14 protein-coding genes are annotated in these 13,933 nt (G+C 71.7%); 12 read left to right on the top strand and 2 right to left on the bottom strand.

What is annotated here, in order from left to right:
• The coding region (locus ACPCK6_RS27805; RefSeq protein WP_514132367.1) for a copper resistance protein CopC at positions 1-383 on the top strand (383 nt) is incomplete at its 5' end.
• Here ACPCK6_RS27805 and ACPCK6_RS27800 read toward each other — a convergent pair.
• Positions 356-1,555 (bottom strand): KR domain-containing protein, encoded by a 1,200-nt coding sequence (locus ACPCK6_RS27800; RefSeq protein ID WP_423482679.1) that lies wholly within the window; start codon positions 1,553-1,555, stop codon positions 356-358. The genes ACPCK6_RS27805 and ACPCK6_RS27800 overlap by 28 nt on opposite strands.
• Positions 1,552-2,769 (bottom strand): ABC1 kinase family protein, encoded by a 1,218-nt coding sequence (locus ACPCK6_RS27795; protein WP_423482678.1) that lies wholly within the window; start codon positions 2,767-2,769, stop codon positions 1,552-1,554. The genes ACPCK6_RS27800 and ACPCK6_RS27795 overlap by 4 nt, the downstream gene beginning before the upstream one ends.
• A 177-nt stretch (positions 2,770-2,946) precedes the next feature.
• Between ACPCK6_RS27795 and ACPCK6_RS27790 the strand changes: the two genes are divergently transcribed.
• From ACPCK6_RS27790 to ACPCK6_RS27740, 11 genes are all read left to right on the top strand, one after another.
• Complete coding sequence (locus ACPCK6_RS27790) at positions 2,947-4,251, top strand: HEAT repeat domain-containing protein (RefSeq protein ID WP_269696721.1); 1,305 nt, start codon at positions 2,947-2,949, stop codon at positions 4,249-4,251.
• 88 nt (positions 4,252-4,339) lie between these two features.
• Positions 4,340-4,984, top strand: a complete 645-nt coding sequence (locus tag ACPCK6_RS27785) for a DUF6073 family protein (RefSeq protein ID WP_128137189.1) — start codon at positions 4,340-4,342, stop codon at positions 4,982-4,984.
• 67 nt (positions 4,985-5,051) lie between these two features.
• Entirely contained in the window at positions 5,052-5,912 is an 861-nt protein-coding gene (locus tag ACPCK6_RS27780) for an SRPBCC family protein (RefSeq protein ID WP_396881451.1), read from the top strand.
• A 68-nt stretch (positions 5,913-5,980) separates the two neighbouring features.
• Positions 5,981-6,694, top strand: coding sequence for a winged helix-turn-helix transcriptional regulator (locus ACPCK6_RS27775; protein ID WP_396881452.1), 714 nt, complete (start codon positions 5,981-5,983; stop codon positions 6,692-6,694).
• A gap of 37 nt (positions 6,695-6,731) precedes the next feature.
• Positions 6,732-7,199, top strand: coding sequence for a YdeI/OmpD-associated family protein (locus ACPCK6_RS27770; RefSeq protein WP_396881453.1), 468 nt, complete (start codon positions 6,732-6,734; stop codon positions 7,197-7,199).
• 236 nt (positions 7,200-7,435) lie between these two features.
• Positions 7,436-8,479, top strand: coding sequence for an SRPBCC domain-containing protein (locus ACPCK6_RS27765; protein ID WP_396881454.1), 1,044 nt, complete (start codon positions 7,436-7,438; stop codon positions 8,477-8,479).
• Positions 8,480-8,513: 34 nt separating this feature from the next.
• Positions 8,514-9,767, top strand: a complete 1,254-nt coding sequence (locus ACPCK6_RS27760) for a cytochrome P450 (protein ID WP_423482677.1) — start codon at positions 8,514-8,516, stop codon at positions 9,765-9,767.
• A gap of 61 nt (positions 9,768-9,828) precedes the next feature.
• Positions 9,829-10,815 carry an ATP-binding cassette domain-containing protein gene (locus tag ACPCK6_RS27755; protein WP_396881457.1) on the top strand — a complete coding sequence of 329 codons (987 nt, stop codon included), beginning with the start codon at positions 9,829-9,831 and terminating at the stop codon, positions 10,813-10,815.
• Complete coding sequence (locus ACPCK6_RS27750; RefSeq protein ID WP_396881458.1) at positions 10,812-11,660, top strand: ABC transporter permease; 849 nt, start codon at positions 10,812-10,814, stop codon at positions 11,658-11,660. Before ACPCK6_RS27755 ends, ACPCK6_RS27750 begins: the two co-directional genes overlap by 4 nt.
• Positions 11,661-11,702: 42 nt before the next feature.
• Positions 11,703-12,464, top strand: a complete 762-nt coding sequence (locus tag ACPCK6_RS27745; RefSeq protein WP_396881459.1) for a sulfotransferase family protein — start codon at positions 11,703-11,705, stop codon at positions 12,462-12,464.
• Between the two features lie 136 nt (positions 12,465-12,600).
• Positions 12,601-13,917 (top strand): alkyl sulfatase dimerization domain-containing protein, encoded by a 1,317-nt coding sequence (locus ACPCK6_RS27740; RefSeq protein ID WP_423482676.1) that lies wholly within the window; start codon positions 12,601-12,603, stop codon positions 13,915-13,917.
• Positions 13,918-13,933: the final 16 nt, after the last annotated feature.

Raw genomic sequence — 13,933 nt, 5'->3', positions numbered from 1 at the left:
CCGTGCGGGACGCCGCCGGGCGGTCGCTGGCCGTCGGCGAGCCGCGGCCGAGCGGGGACCGGTCCCTGGTGCAGACGGTACGGAGCGCCGAGCGCGGCGATGTCGTCGTCGCCTACCACGTGGTGCTCGCCGACGGTAGTGAGAAGAGCGGCACGCTGTGGTTCAGCGTCGGCACCGGCGTGCGGCCGGCCCGGGCATCGGATCCGGGCGGCGAGGCGGCCGCCCCGCTGCACGAGCACGGGATCGATCCGCTGAGTGCCGTGCTGCTCCTGGTCAACGCCGTCGTGGTGTTCGTGGCCGTCGCCATGCTCGTCCTGCGGCCACGGCGGAGCGTCGAGCCGCCGCCCGCCGCGGCTCAGCAGCCGGAGATGAGCAGCCGCTGAGCCCGGCCGGGCGCGGCGGGCAGACCCCACAACGCGTCCACCGTGGCCATTCCCGGCCCGAGCGGCACCGGCGGAAGGTTGAGCCGCCGGGCCGCCGCCACCGCGCCGGGCGTTCCGTGCGCCATGCCGGCGCCGCTCCAGATCGACCACTCCGCCACCAGCGTCACCGCCGCCGGCAGGTCGGCCGCGAGGCGTACGGCGCAGCGCCGCAGCAGCTCGTTCGCCAGCGCGTACGCGCCGAGGCTGCGATGCGGCCGCTCGGCCGTGATCGAGCCGAAGACGAGCACCCGGCGGAGGGCGTGCCGGTCCACCGCGTCCAGCGCGTGCCGCAGGCCGTCCACCTTCGCCGCCTGGACGGTGCTCAGCCCGGCCGCCGTACCGGCCGTGACCGGGCCGCCGCGCAGCAGCCCGGCGCAGTGCACGACACCGGTCAGCCGCAGGTGTCCGGTGCCCGCGAGTGCCCGGCGCAGGGCGGCGCCGTCGGTGACGTCCGCCCGGAGCACCGTCACTCCGGTGGTCGCCGCCATGCGGTCGAGGTGCCGGCGGCCCGCGGTGCCGAGCCGCCCGGGGGTGGCCGTGTCGGCAAGGATCGGGTGCAGGCCGTGCCGGCAGGCCAGGACGGCGGCGACCCGCAGGCCGAGCCCGCCGAGTCCGCCGGTGACCAGCACCGCTCCGCCGGGACCGGCGGAGCCGGCCGCCGCGGGCAGGTGAACCGGCTGCCAGTCGGTGGTGCGGAGCCGGCCGTCCCGGTCCACCCGCACCTCGCCGGCGACCGGGGAGGTGGCGGTGACCAGGCCGGTGGCGGCGCGCACCGCGGCCGGTGTGGGGCCCTCGGTCAGCTCCGCCACCACGCAGGACAGGCCGGGATGCTCGACCGCCGCGGCGCGCGCCAGGCTGCCGCCACCCGCGCCCAGGTGCACGACCGCGAGCCGGCTGCCGCGTGCCACGGCCGCCCGGGTCGCCCGCAGCAGGCGACTGTTGTCGACCCGGTGGAAGGTGCGGCCGAGCAGCACGGCGATCGCCTCCGGCGCGTCGTCGCGGCTCACCGCCCGCAGCGCCGGGCCGAGCGGGTGCCGCTCGGGGCCGACGATCGTCCACCGGTACGCCCGCGCGTCGCCGGGTGGCGCGGCCTCGCGTTCCCGGTCTGTGCGGATGTCGAGCGTGGTCCTCATCGCAGGACCGCGAGCAGGGTGGGAATGGCCTCGGCCTGGAAGTCCACATCCACGTCGAAGTCGTTGATCATCCCCTCGAGGACGAGCAGCGACATCAGCGGGAAGACGAACTCCGGCGCCGCCGTGATGCCGAACCGCCGCTGCAGGTTGAACAGCTCCGCGGCGAACGGCGCGAGCCGGAACTGCCCGGCGGTGCGGCGGTGGTTGCGCACCACGAGATCCCGTACGCCGGCCTGGAACGCCTGCACGTCGCACCCCGGCGGTACGTGCTCGGCGCTGCGCAGGATGACCTCGGCGGCCTGCTGGCCGCGACCCATGGACATGGACAGGAAGAACTCGGCGAACAGCCGCCGTACGTGCGGCTCGAGCCGGACCACGAACCCCGCGTCGAGCAGCACCACCTCCTCGACCCGCAGGTAGAGGTTGCCGGGGTGCATGTCGCAGTGCACGAGCCCGTCGACGAACAGCATCCGGTACACGCCGTGCAGCACCCGCCGGACGATCTGTCGGCGCTGCTCGCGGTTGAGGTCGCCGGGCTTGAACTGCCGCAGGTCCGGGATCCACTCCATCACCAGGACGCCGTCGCGGCAGAGCGCCGGCCGGGGTGCCGGGATCCGGAACGCCGCGACGTCGGCGAGGTTCTGCCGCAGCTGTAGCAGCGCCGTGGCCTCCTGCGCGAAGTCGAGCTGCCGCAGCACGGCGGTGGAGACGTGGCCCAGCATGCGGCGCATCGGCACCTTGCGCAGGCCGGGCAGGCGTTCCAGCAGCCCGGCGCCGGCACTGAGCAGGTCGAGGTCGCGGCGCATCTGCGGGCCGATGCCGCCGCGCCGCACCTTGACGGCCACCGGCGTCCCGTCGTGCAGCCAGGCCCGGTAGACCGAGGCGATGCTGCCGCTGGCCACCGGCTCGCTGCCGATCCGCGCGAACGGCGTGCCGTCCGGGTAGGCCGCGTCCAGCACCGCGCGCGCCTCCCGGGCGGACATGGCCGGAACCCGGTCGTTGAGGCGGGCGAGCTTGTCGCACCACCGGCCGGGCAGCAGGTCGCGACGCGTACCGAGGATCTGGCCGCCCTTGACGAACGTCGGGCCCAGCCGGGTGAGCAGTGCGGTCACCCCGGCGGACGTGGGCGAGGCCCGCCGGGTGAGCCGCCGGCCGGCCGCGACGGCGAGGTGCCGGGCCGTGATCGCCGCCCAGGCGGCGGCGCGGCCGGACATCTGCGGGAGGGACGAGCGCGGTACGGACGTGGGCGTGTAAGCCACCATCGGAGCCCCCGATCGCTACATGTACCGACAGCTTAGGGAGGGATGGAAAGGCGTGAGAAGTGTCCAGGTTTATTTTTCTATAGCGTCGTCGATGTTGAGCCTGACGGAACCGACCGAAGGGAATGCGAGATGGCGATCGACCTATGCAACAAGTCTCCAGTGTCCGCCGACGGTGAGGTCCGGACGTGGCCGCAGGAAACCGCGCTGCTCGAGGACCTCGGCACCGAACAGCGCGACGCGCTCAACTTCGCGTACCGCACCACCCTGAGCAACGTGGATCCCCGGCTGGTGGCCGGCGACCCGGCGGCGTGGGCGAGCGACTTCGGGTACGCCCTCAACCGGGTGGCGATCCGGCTCGACAACCGCACCAACGACGAGCTGCGTCACGACGCCCTGCACCACGCCGACCCGGCCATGCGCGAGCAGGCGATGTACGAGTACGCCGACCGCGACCAGGCCGACGCCTTCGAGCTCCTGGAGCAGGTCGTCCGGCACGACACCAACCGGGAGGTGCGGTGGGACGCGCTCTGGGCGATCGAGAAGCTGGGCGGTGCCCAGGCGATCTCGACGCTGCAGAAGTTCCTCGGTGACGCCGACCCGGAGATCGCCGAATGGTCCAAGCTGTTCATCAGCGAGCTGCAGAGCGGTGACCCGTCGTTCGACGGCCGGGACGCCCTCTACACGCCGGGCCGCACCTTCGACGAGACCATCTACCTGCTGATCCACTGCGACCTGTACGTGCGTCTCGACGAGTCGAACACGCACTGGGGCAAGATCTCGCTGGCCCCGCAGGGCCTCGCGCGGATCTACGGCCAGGCCCACGCCTGCCCCAACGTGCAGACCCGCGAGCGCCAGCTGGTGATCGCCAAGACGATCTCCGGCCTGCACGCCGACGGCTCACCGCACTGCGACAACTACCTGTTCCGCGGCTTCACCGACCGCACGCGCCGCGACCGGGGCAACTTCTTCTTCGAGTCCCTGGTGCCGCGGACGTTCTTCAAGTCCGGTCGCGCCGACGACCCGAGCGAGGGCGTGCGCAAGGCGAACATCGGCTTCGCCCGGTACGGCACCTGGCACCTGGAGCCGAAGTTCCAGATCCGCGAGGAGGCCGCGATCCGCTACGTCCGCGGCCGCTTCCAGGGCTGGGGCTACGTGAACCTGGCCCGCATCGCGGGCCGCTCGATCGAGCAGGTCCTCACCCCGGGCAACGGCGTGCTGTCCACGCTGCACGACCCCGAGGTCGGCCCGATGACCAACGCCTTCATCCTCGGCACGTTCAAGGGCAAGCTGAACGACTGGGACGGCGACGGCCGCATCGACATGAACTCGCGTGACGTGTACTCCACCGTCGACGGTGAGATCGACTCCGACCAGGACGGCGTCGCGGACGAGCCCGGCCTGACCTGCTGCGACCACACCACGCTGATGCCCTGACGGGCGAGGCACCCCGCATCCGTTCCCACGATCCATGCGATGCGTCCGGGCGGCCGAGGCCGCGCCGAACTCTCAGGAGGAGAAGACCATGACAGCCCCCGCCAGCAAGCCCTCCGTGATCTACGGCCGGCCGGTTCCCACCGACGGCGTCCCGAACCGGTACGTCGGCACGGAGGTCAAGCCGTGGACGCCGCCGGTCCCCGGCATCGACAACCTCGGCATCACCTCGGTCGACACGTTCGCCGTGCCCGGCGTCGGCGAGTACACCGTGCCGTTCGAGGGCTACGTCCGGGTCGTGCGCTCGGAGCCGACCTCCGAGGACTGGGCGACCGCCGAGGTCTACACGAACCTGATCGAGATGAAGATGACCGGCAGCTGCGAGGAACTCGGCGAGATCACCGTCACGCTGAACCCCGACTGCCTGTCGACCGGCCAGATCCGTACCCCCTTCGACCCGTACGCCGGTGAGGGGCCGTCGGCGAAGGCCTGCCGGATGGCGGTCGGTGCCATCTTCGACATGCCGAAGCTCGGCCTGAAGCTGATGAACAAGGAACCGATCATCCTGACCATCGACGACGTCCGGCAGATCCCGCCGGCCGGCTCGCCCGGCAAGGGCCAGATCTACCGGATGCTGCCGCTGCACGACACCCGGTACCCGGAGAAGGACCCGGTGGCGTACGTGACCAGCCTGCGGTTCACCATGGGCGGTTACCTCGCCAAGGACGCGATGTAGCAGTGAGATGGACGCGGGCCGGACGCGACGTGGTCCGGCCCGCGCTCGCTGGCCCGGAGGAGAGACGATGGACGACCACAGTGGTGACCGGGGTCGACGGCTTCTCGGCGCGCCTCCGGTCCGGACGGCGATCACCGTGCCGGTCGGCGTGGACGACCTGTGGGCGGCTCTGACCGACCCGGTCCGTCTCGCCGCCTGGTTCGGCACCACCCGCGGCGACTGGCACGTCCGGACGCCGTGGCGGATCGACTTCGGCGACGGTGACTTCTTCGTGGTCACGCCGGTGCGCGTCACCGACGACCGGCTCATCGAGTTCACCTGGTCGTTCCTCGGCGTCGGGCCCGAGCAGCACGTCACCTGGCGGGCCGAGCCCACCTCCGGTGGCGCGCGGCTCACCGTCGAGGACGCCGACCCGGTGCGGCCGCCGGCCGAGATCGAGCAGATGCGCGCCGGCTGGACCGACTTCCTGCAACGACTCGACGGGTACCTGCGCACCGGCCGCTCGACGCGCTACGACTGGCGATCCGACATCGACGGCTCGGTCGACCTGCCACCGGGCTGGGACGCGTTCGAACCGTCGCTGCTCTACCGGTGGCTCCCGGTGGCGAGCGACGGCTTCCGGCCCGCCTGGTTCTTCGTCGTCGACGCCGACGGGCCACGTCGTTTCCCGCTCGACGACTGGTCGGTGCGGGAGGGGACGGTGACGTTCACCGTGCAGGTCACCGAGCGCGGCGCCGGCACCACCGCCGAGCTGGCCCTGCACCGGCTGGCCGACCGTCAGCGGCTGGAGTTCAGCCATCAGGGCTGGCGCCATCTCGGGCTGCCGGACAACCGCGCGCACGCGCTGCGCCGCCGCTTCGCGGCCGCCTGGACGGCCGCCGCGGACTGCGCGCGGGAGCTCGCCCGCCTGTCGGTGCCGCCCGGATAGGCGGTCACTCGCCGCCACCACATTGTCATGCAATACTCAAGTAGCATGACAGCCGGAGGGTGGACTAAGTGAACGGGGCCCGCGGGAAACGCTCGTATGACCAGCAGTGTGCCCTCGCCTACGCCTTGGATGTGGTGGGCGAGCGATGGACTTTGCTCGTCATTCGCGAACTACTGCACGGCCCGCGCCGTTACAATCAGTTACTGGAAGCGCTACCCGGCATCGGCACCAACCTGCTCGCCGCCCGGCTCGCCGCGCTCGTCGACGCCGGCCTGCTGACGCCCACCGAACCCCGCAAGCGCACCGGTGGCTACCAGCTGACCGACCTGGGCCGATCGCTGCACGAGCCGATCCTCGGGCTGTCCCGCTTCGGGCTCGCCTTCGCCGCGGGGCACGAGCTTCCCACCGCGTCAACGGTACGCGCGTCCTGGGCCGTCCTCGCCATCGAGGCCATGGTGGACGACGGACGCACCGGCGAGATCGACGAGAGCTACGAGTTCCGGGTCGACGACGAGGTCTTCCACGTCGACGTGCGGGCCGGTCACGCCGAGGTCGTCGCCGGTCCGGCCGACGCGCCGTCGCTGACCGTCCGGACCGACGCGCGCAGCTTCTTCAGCCTGGGCATGCGGCAGCTCGACCCGATCGAGGCGCTGGTCAGCGGGCAGGTCGCGGCGGTCGGTGTGCCGGCGGCGGTCACCCGCTGCCTGCGGCTGCTCGGCATCACCCCCGACGTGGCGGTTTCCACGGACCGGCTGGCCGACGTGGGGCCCGCCCCGGTGTGACGCCGCCGGTCCGCGGACGAGAGGTGAGGGAGCGCAGATGAGCGAGACGTTCGGCGGCACACTCGTGTGCGAGCAGGTCGGGGCGTGGACCTATGTCACAGTCCCGCCCGCGATCGCCGGCCGGTTGGGCACCGCGGCGCGGATCCCGGTGACCGGCCGGATCAACGACACGCCGTACGCCGGTTCGGTGATGACCGGGCCGAACGGCAACCGGTACATCGTGGTCAACAAGACCGTACGCACCGCCGCCGGGGTGGAGGCGGGAGACGACGTGCGCGTCACCCTGGAACCGGACACCGAGGCGCGCACCGTGGAGGTGCCCGACGACCTGACCGCCGCGCTCGGCGATCATCCCGGCGCCCAGGCCTTCTTCGCCACGCTCTCCTACTCGCGGACCAAGGAGTACGTCACCTGGATCACCGGCGCCAAGCGGCCGGAGACCCGGGCCCGGCGGATCACCCAGGCCGTCGAGCTGCTCGGCGCCGGCCGGGTGCTCAAGGGCTGAACCCGGGGGATCGCCGCGCTGCGCAAGTTGCGAGAAGCGGCGAGACCCCCGGCCTTCCTACGATCGGCGTACGCGTACCGGCCCCGGACGGCGGCACGCGACGCACCTGATCCTGACTCCCGCGCACCGATCGACGCCAGACCGGCGGCGACCGGTGATCAGTGGTGCCCGTCAGCGGCCCGGTGAGCGTCCGCCGTCCTCGAGCCGGCCCAGGTCGCACCCCAGGGAGGCAGACCGTGTCCGTCGAATCGGCAGAGCTGAACGGAGCACACACCACGGAGACGTCCTGGCCGGACTTCGCCGAACTCGAACCGTCGCGGGCCCTGGACACCTTTCCACCGCTCAACGCGATCCAGGCCCGCTCCATCGTGCAGGACCGCTGGGAACGCCTCGTCGCGGTCGTCGAGATCCCGAACCCGATCGAGCGGGTCTGGCAGGCGCTCACCACGCCGGAGGAGATCCGCTCCTGGCTCGCGCGGTGCCGGGGCTCACTGACCGCCGTCGGCAGCGACGTCCTGCTCGACTTCGAGGACGGCGAGTTCTTCCACTGCCGGCCGCTCGTGGCGGAGCCGCCGCGTGACGGCCACGCCGAGCTCAAGTACTTCTGGCGCTGGGTCGGCGTCGGGCCGGCCACGCGGGTCCTCTGGGAACTGGACGCCACCGGCGACGGCGGCACCCGGATCACCGCGACCGAGGAGGCCCTGAACTCACCGTCGGACTGGCGCGGCTGGAACGGCAACGGCTGGCCGGGGATCCTCGACCAGCTCGCCGGCTACCTGCGTACCGGCACGACGTGGCGCTGGCCGTGGCGGCGGATGGGGCCGTACGTGCAGATCGAGCTGGAGTCCACGCCGTACGACGCCTGGGAGCTGCTGACCAAGCCGGAGTCGCTGCGGTACTGGCTGCAGCGCCGCTTCGGCACGTTCACCGACGGCGACAAGCTCACGCTGATCATGGGAGACGCCAGCGGCGTGGTGGAGATGTCGGTGCACCGCCACGTGGAGCCCAACCAGCAGTTCCCCTCCTATTTGCCGTGGCTGGAGTTCGGTCTGCGCCGGGCCTCGTGGCCGGTCGAGCTCAACGGCAAGCTCTACATCGAGCCGGCCGGCGTGGGCCGCAGCCTCTTCCAGATCTTCGTGGACAACTGGGAGAACCTCCCGGCCGAGCTGCAGCGCGAGGAGCGCGAGATCATCTGCGGCTTCTTCCGCGACTCGATGGTCCGGGCGCAGAACCTGACCTCGCCCCGGCCCTCGCCGTCGCACCAGCACGGCTGGACCTGACCCGCGTCGTCACCCTCCGAGGAAGGCAGCTGCGATGACCCTGTCCGACCAGGTCGAGACCGGGGCGCCGGACGCCCTGATCCAGCTCATGTCGCCGGCCGCCGCCGCCGACCCGTACCCGATCTACTCCTGGCTGCGTGAGACCGCGCCGGTCTACCGCAGCCGGTTCGGCGCGTACCTGGTGAGCCGGTACGCCGACGTGCAGTACGTGCTCAAGCACGCCGAGGTCTTCCCCGGCGCGCACCCGGATGCGATGGCGCAGATGTTCCCGCAGGCCGTCGAGCACGAGGCGTACGACGTGCTGGTCAGCTCGCTGGTGGGCAGCAACCCGCCCAAGCACACCCGGCTGCGCAAGCTGATCGGGCACGGCTTCACCAGTCGCCGGGTGGCCGACATGCAGGCCTCCATGGAACGGTGGTCGGACCGGCTCGTCTCGGACGTGCTGGAGCGCCTGGTCGACGGGGCCACAGTCGATCTGCACACCGACGTCTCGGTGCCGATGCCGATGCACATGATGTCCGACCTGATTGGCATCCCGGAGCCGGACCGCGAGTCGCTGGCCCGCAACGTGCCCGAGATGATGAACGTCGTCGACCCGGCCGCGACGCCCGACGCGGTCCGGCGGGCCGACGAGGCGTTCCGCGAGCTGGGCACCTACTTCGACGCCATGATCGCGCAGCGCCGCCGGGATCCGCGGGACGACCTGGTCTCGGCGCTGGTGCAGGTGCGTGACGCCGAGGACGGCAGCCTCGACGACGCCGAGCTGCGTACCCTGCTGTTCACCCTCTGGTCGGCCGGCTTCGAGACGACTGCCACCGCCATCGACAACGCGATGTTGCTGCTGCTGGAGGACCCCGGGCGCGGACGCTGGCTGGACACCGAGGACGGCACCCGCAGGTTCGTCGAGGAGACGCTGCGCTACGAGTCGTCGGTGCAGGTCGCGCCCGGCCTGCGCTTCACCGGCGCGGACGTGGAACTGGGTGGGGTCGTCATTCCACAGGGCTCCCAGGTGCGGCTGCTGATCGGGTCCGCGAACCGGGATCCGGAGGCGTTCCCGGACGCGGACGTGTTCGACCCGGGCCGCACCGGTCCCCTGCCGCTGAGCTTCGGCGCCGGCATCCACTACTGCCTCGGCGCGGGTCTGGCCAGACTGGAGATCGCCGTGTTGCTCCGTCGGCTGCGCGCCGCCGCTCCCGGCCTGGTTCTGGCCGCCCCGCCGGTGCGGCGGCGCACGATACCGCTCCGCGACTTCGCGTCGCTGCCGGTACGGCTCCGTCAGCTCGACTGACACTACGCGAAACGCAAGCTCGATAACTGCGCGAAAATATAGCGGATGATAGGGTGTCGCCATGGCGGACGCGATCAGAGCGCGAGACATCAGCAAGCAGCTAGGCAAAAGTAAGGTTGTCAGCGCCTTGTCGCTGGACGCCGCGCCCGGCACTGTGGTGGGCCTGCTCGGCCCCAACGGCGCCGGCAAGACGACGACGGTGCGGATTCTGTCCACTCTGCTGCGGGCCGACTCCGGCACCGTCGAGATCTACGGCGTCGACGCGGCGAAGCAGCCGGGGCGGGTCCGTTCGATGATCGGGCTCACCGGCCAGTTCGCCGCCGTCGACCCGGTCCTCACCGGCCGGGAGAACGTCGAACTGGTGGCCCGGCTCTACCGCATCGGCCGGGCCGAGGCCCGCCGGCGCACCGGTGAGGTGCTCACCCGCTTCGGTCTGGACGAGGTCGCCGACAAGCCGGTGAAGACCTACTCGGGCGGCACCCGGCGACGGCTCGACCTCGCCACGAGCATCCTCATCCGCCCGCGCGTGCTCTTCCTCGACGAGCCCACTACCGGCCTCGACCTGGAGTCACGGCTCGGGCTGTGGACCGAGATCGAGATGCTGGTCCGTGAGGGCACCACAGTCCTGCTGACGACGCAGTATCTGGACGAGGCCGACCGGCTGGCGAAGACGATCACCGTGCTCGACAAGGGGCGGGCGGTGGCCCAGGGCACTCCGTCGGAGCTGAAGTCGCGCGTCGGCGGAGACCGTGTGGAGTTCGTCCTGGAGGATCCCGCCCGGCTCGACGACGCGGTCGCCCTGCTGCGGACGCCGGGCGCCGAGGAGCCAGTCGTCGACCGGCCGCTGGCGCAGATCACCGCGCGGATGGGCGACGATCTCGTCCGGGTCGCCGACGCGCTGAACCGGCTGGCCGACCACGACATCCGGGTGGCGACCCATGTGGTCCGGCGCCCCACCCTCGACGACGTCTTCCTGGCCCTGACCGGCAGCCGCGCCGCCGCGGCCGGTGCCGCCACGTCGTCCGCTCGGAAGGGAGAGGGCAAGTGACCGTCGACGAATCGACGACCCGGCAGCGGGACACCCCCACGCCGACGTGGGAGGCGCCGCCCGAGCGGCGGGGGCCCGGCTGGTTCGTGGGTGACGTGCTGCTGCTGGCCGGCCGCAACATCCGGCACATGCAGCGCCGCCCCGACCAGCTCATGGCGGCGATCCTGCAGCCGATGATGTTCTTCATCCTCTTCACCTATGTGTTCGGCGGCGCCATCTCGGTGCCGGGCGGCGACTACAAGCAGTTCGTGCTGCCCGGCGTCTTCGGGCAGATCGTCGTCTTCGGCGGCATCGCCGGCATGTGCGTGGGCATCGCGGAGGACCTCCGCAACGGCATGATGGACCGGTTCCGCTCGCTGCCGATGAGCGACAGCGCGGTGCTGATCGGCCGCACCCTGGCCGAGACCTTCCGCAACCTGATCGCGCTCGTGGTCACCGGCGCCGTCGGGTACGCCTTCGGGTTCCGGCTGCACGGCACGTTCCTGCAGGTGCTGGCGGGGATCGGTGTGCTGCTGCTGTTCGGCTTCGCGCTCTGCTGGGTGCTGTCGATCGTGGGCGTGACCGCCTCCAGCGCCGAGGGTGCGCAGAGCACCGCGATGCCGTGGATGTTCCTGCTCGGCTTCGTCAGCTCGGCGTTCGTGCCGTCCGAGTCGATGCCCGGCTGGCTGCGGCCGTTCAGCGACAACAGCCCGGTCACGCTGACCATCAACGCGGCACGCGACTACTTCAACGGCGTCTCACCGGGCGGCGACGCCCTGGCGTCGGTCCTGTGGTCGCTCGGCCTGCTGGTGGTCTTCGTGCCACTGGCGACGGCACTGTTCCGCAAGGCCACGGCGCGCACCTGACGGTGGGGGTCGACCCGGCGATCGGCAGGAGGAACCCACGACATGGAGGTCATCGGCGTCGGCTTCGGCCGTACCGGCACCGCCTCGCTGCGGGAAGCTCTCAACATTCTCGGGATGGGGCCCACGTACCACACGAAGGAGATCCTCAAGGATCCCGCCCGGCTGGCCGACTGGCAGGCGGCTGTGGACGGGGCGGACGTGGACTGGGACCAGGTGTTCGCCGGCTACCGGTCCACTGTCGACTGGCCCGCCGCGGCGTTCTGGCGCGAACTGGTGGAGCGGTACCCGGAGGCGAAGGTCATCCTGACCGTGCGCGACCCGGTGCAATGGCACCGCTCATGCATGCGCACCATTTTCATGGCGTACCGGCAGGATCTGTTCAGCCGTCTCCTCGTCCCCGCCATGCAGTTGCCGCTGCGGGCCCTCGATCGGCGTTTCGGTGCGTTCAACGAGATCTTCGACGGCGTTTTCCGCCGCCATTTCGGGGACGGGCCGATTCAGGACGAGAAATACGCCGTCGAGGTGTTCGAAAAGCACGTCCGCGACGTCCAGGAATGCGTTCCGGCTGAGCGCCTCCTGGTTTATCGAGTATCGGAAGGATGGCCCACCTTGTGTAAGTTCCTCGGTGTGGGAGTGCCCATCGTCGCCTTCCCGCACGACAACGACCAGGATGCCTTCCAGCGGGACAGCCGGCTGTTCGTCACCCGCGGCCTGGCCCGCATGGTGACCGGTCCGGTGCGCCGCGCGGTCGGCCGGTTCCGGCGGACGCAGGACGCCCCGGAGGCGGCCGGCCAGCACCGCTGAGGCCGCTGTCCCGGTCGTCCCGCCGGCCGCTGCGGCAGTCCGGTCGTGTCCGGCGCTGCCGCCGCGGCCGGCCCTCGGCCTGCGTTCGTCCGGCCGACCCGTTTGCACGATCCCTGCGACCGGACCGGGAGTGTCGATGGACAAGGAACTCGAGGAGTACGCGGACCGCGCCTGGCGCGGTGACGAGCCGCTGTTCGCCTACTACAAGGGTGAGCTTCGCCGGGACGGGCTCCGCCGGATCGACGACGGTGTGTGGATGTGGGCGGCGACCGGCAACGTCTACGTCTTCGAGACGGCCGACGGCCTGGTGCTCTTCGACACCGGCGACCGCAACACCGCGGCCGCGCTGCACGAGGCGGTGCGGGCACGCAGCACCGCGCCGGTCGTCGCCGCCGTCTACTCCCACGGCCACATCGACCACGTCCTCGGGCTGTCGCCGTTCGAGGCGGAGGCCGCCGAGCGCCACGACCCCGGCATCTCGGTCGTGGCGCACGCCGCCGTGCCGGAGCGCTTCGCCCGGTACCGGCTGACCGCCGGGTACAACGCGACAGTCAACCGCCGGCAGTTCCGCGCTCCGGGCATCACGTGGCCGACCGACTACCGCGAGCCCGACCGCACCTACCTCGACACGCTCACGCTGCGGCACGGCGATCTGACGATGGAGCTGCGGCACGGTCGCGGCGAGACCGACGACGCGACGATGGCCTGGCTGCCCGACCGGCGCATCCTGTGCTGCGGCGACTTCTACGCCTGGGTGGCACCCAACGCCGGCAACCCGCAGAAGGTACGCCGCCACGTCGCCGAGTGGGCGCGGGCGCTGCGCTGGATGGCCGGCCTCGGCGCCGAGATCCTGCTGCCCGGCCACGGTCTGCCGGTGGTCGGTGCCGATCGCGTCCGCGAGACGCTGCTCGGGTCGGCGACGTTGCTGTCGACACTGCACGACGGTGTGGTGGCGATGATGAACGAGGGCTGCACGCTCGACGAGATCCTGCACGCCCCCCTGGTCACGCCGGAGGTGTCCGCGTTGCTGGCCCAGCCGTGGCTGCGCCCCACCTACGACGATCCGCAGTTCATCGTCCGCACCGTCTGGCGTACCTACGGCGGCTGGTACGACGGTGACCCGGCCACCGTGCGACCGGCGCCGCGCGCCGACCTGGCCGCCGAGGTGGCGCAGCTCGCGGGCGGGGCGTCCCGCCTGGCCGAGCGCGCCCTCGACGCGGCGGACCGCGGCCGGCTCGACCTCGCCGGTCACCTCGCCGAGTGGGCGGCGTTGAGCGCCCCCGAGGACCGTGACGTGCAGCGGACCCGCGCCGATGTGTTCGGGCGGCTCGCCGCCGGCACGCCGGCGTTGATGGCGCAGGGCATCTACACCTGGGCGCAGGCCGAGGCCCAGGCCAAGGCCGACGACGTCGACCCGTGGTCGACGATGCGCGGGGGCCGCTGGGCGCCCTGACGCCGGGAACACGGCC

The organism is Micromonospora sp. AB353 (assembly GCF_049538395.1).
Taxonomy (GTDB): domain Bacteria; phylum Actinomycetota; class Actinomycetes; order Mycobacteriales; family Micromonosporaceae; genus Micromonospora; species Micromonospora aurantiaca.
This window is presented reverse-complemented; position numbering and strand designations above follow the sequence as displayed.

What these genes read in the sequence shown, in the direction of transcription:
- ACPCK6_RS27780 (WP_396881451.1), top strand. Translation starts at nt 5,052, where the DNA reads ATGGACGACCACAGTGGTGACCGGGGTCGACGGCTTCTCGGCGCGCCT.
- ACPCK6_RS27795 (WP_423482678.1), bottom strand. Translation starts at nt 2,769, where the DNA reads ATGTCCGGCCGCGCCGCCGCCTGGGCGGCGATCACGGCCCGGCACCTC.
- ACPCK6_RS27770 (WP_396881453.1), top strand. Translation starts at nt 6,732, where the DNA reads ATGAGCGAGACGTTCGGCGGCACACTCGTGTGCGAGCAGGTCGGGGCG.
- ACPCK6_RS27785 (WP_128137189.1), top strand. Translation starts at nt 4,340, where the DNA reads ATGACAGCCCCCGCCAGCAAGCCCTCCGTGATCTACGGCCGGCCGGTT.
- ACPCK6_RS27745 (WP_396881459.1), top strand. Translation starts at nt 11,703, where the DNA reads ATGGAGGTCATCGGCGTCGGCTTCGGCCGTACCGGCACCGCCTCGCTG.
- ACPCK6_RS27800 (WP_423482679.1), bottom strand. Translation starts at nt 1,555, where the DNA reads ATGAGGACCACGCTCGACATCCGCACAGACCGGGAACGCGAGGCCGCG.
- ACPCK6_RS27760 (WP_423482677.1), top strand. Translation starts at nt 8,514, where the DNA reads ATGACCCTGTCCGACCAGGTCGAGACCGGGGCGCCGGACGCCCTGATC.
- ACPCK6_RS27740 (WP_423482676.1), top strand. Translation starts at nt 12,601, where the DNA reads ATGGACAAGGAACTCGAGGAGTACGCGGACCGCGCCTGGCGCGGTGAC.
- ACPCK6_RS27790 (WP_269696721.1), top strand. Translation starts at nt 2,947, where the DNA reads ATGGCGATCGACCTATGCAACAAGTCTCCAGTGTCCGCCGACGGTGAG.
- ACPCK6_RS27755 (WP_396881457.1), top strand. Translation starts at nt 9,829, where the DNA reads ATGGCGGACGCGATCAGAGCGCGAGACATCAGCAAGCAGCTAGGCAAA.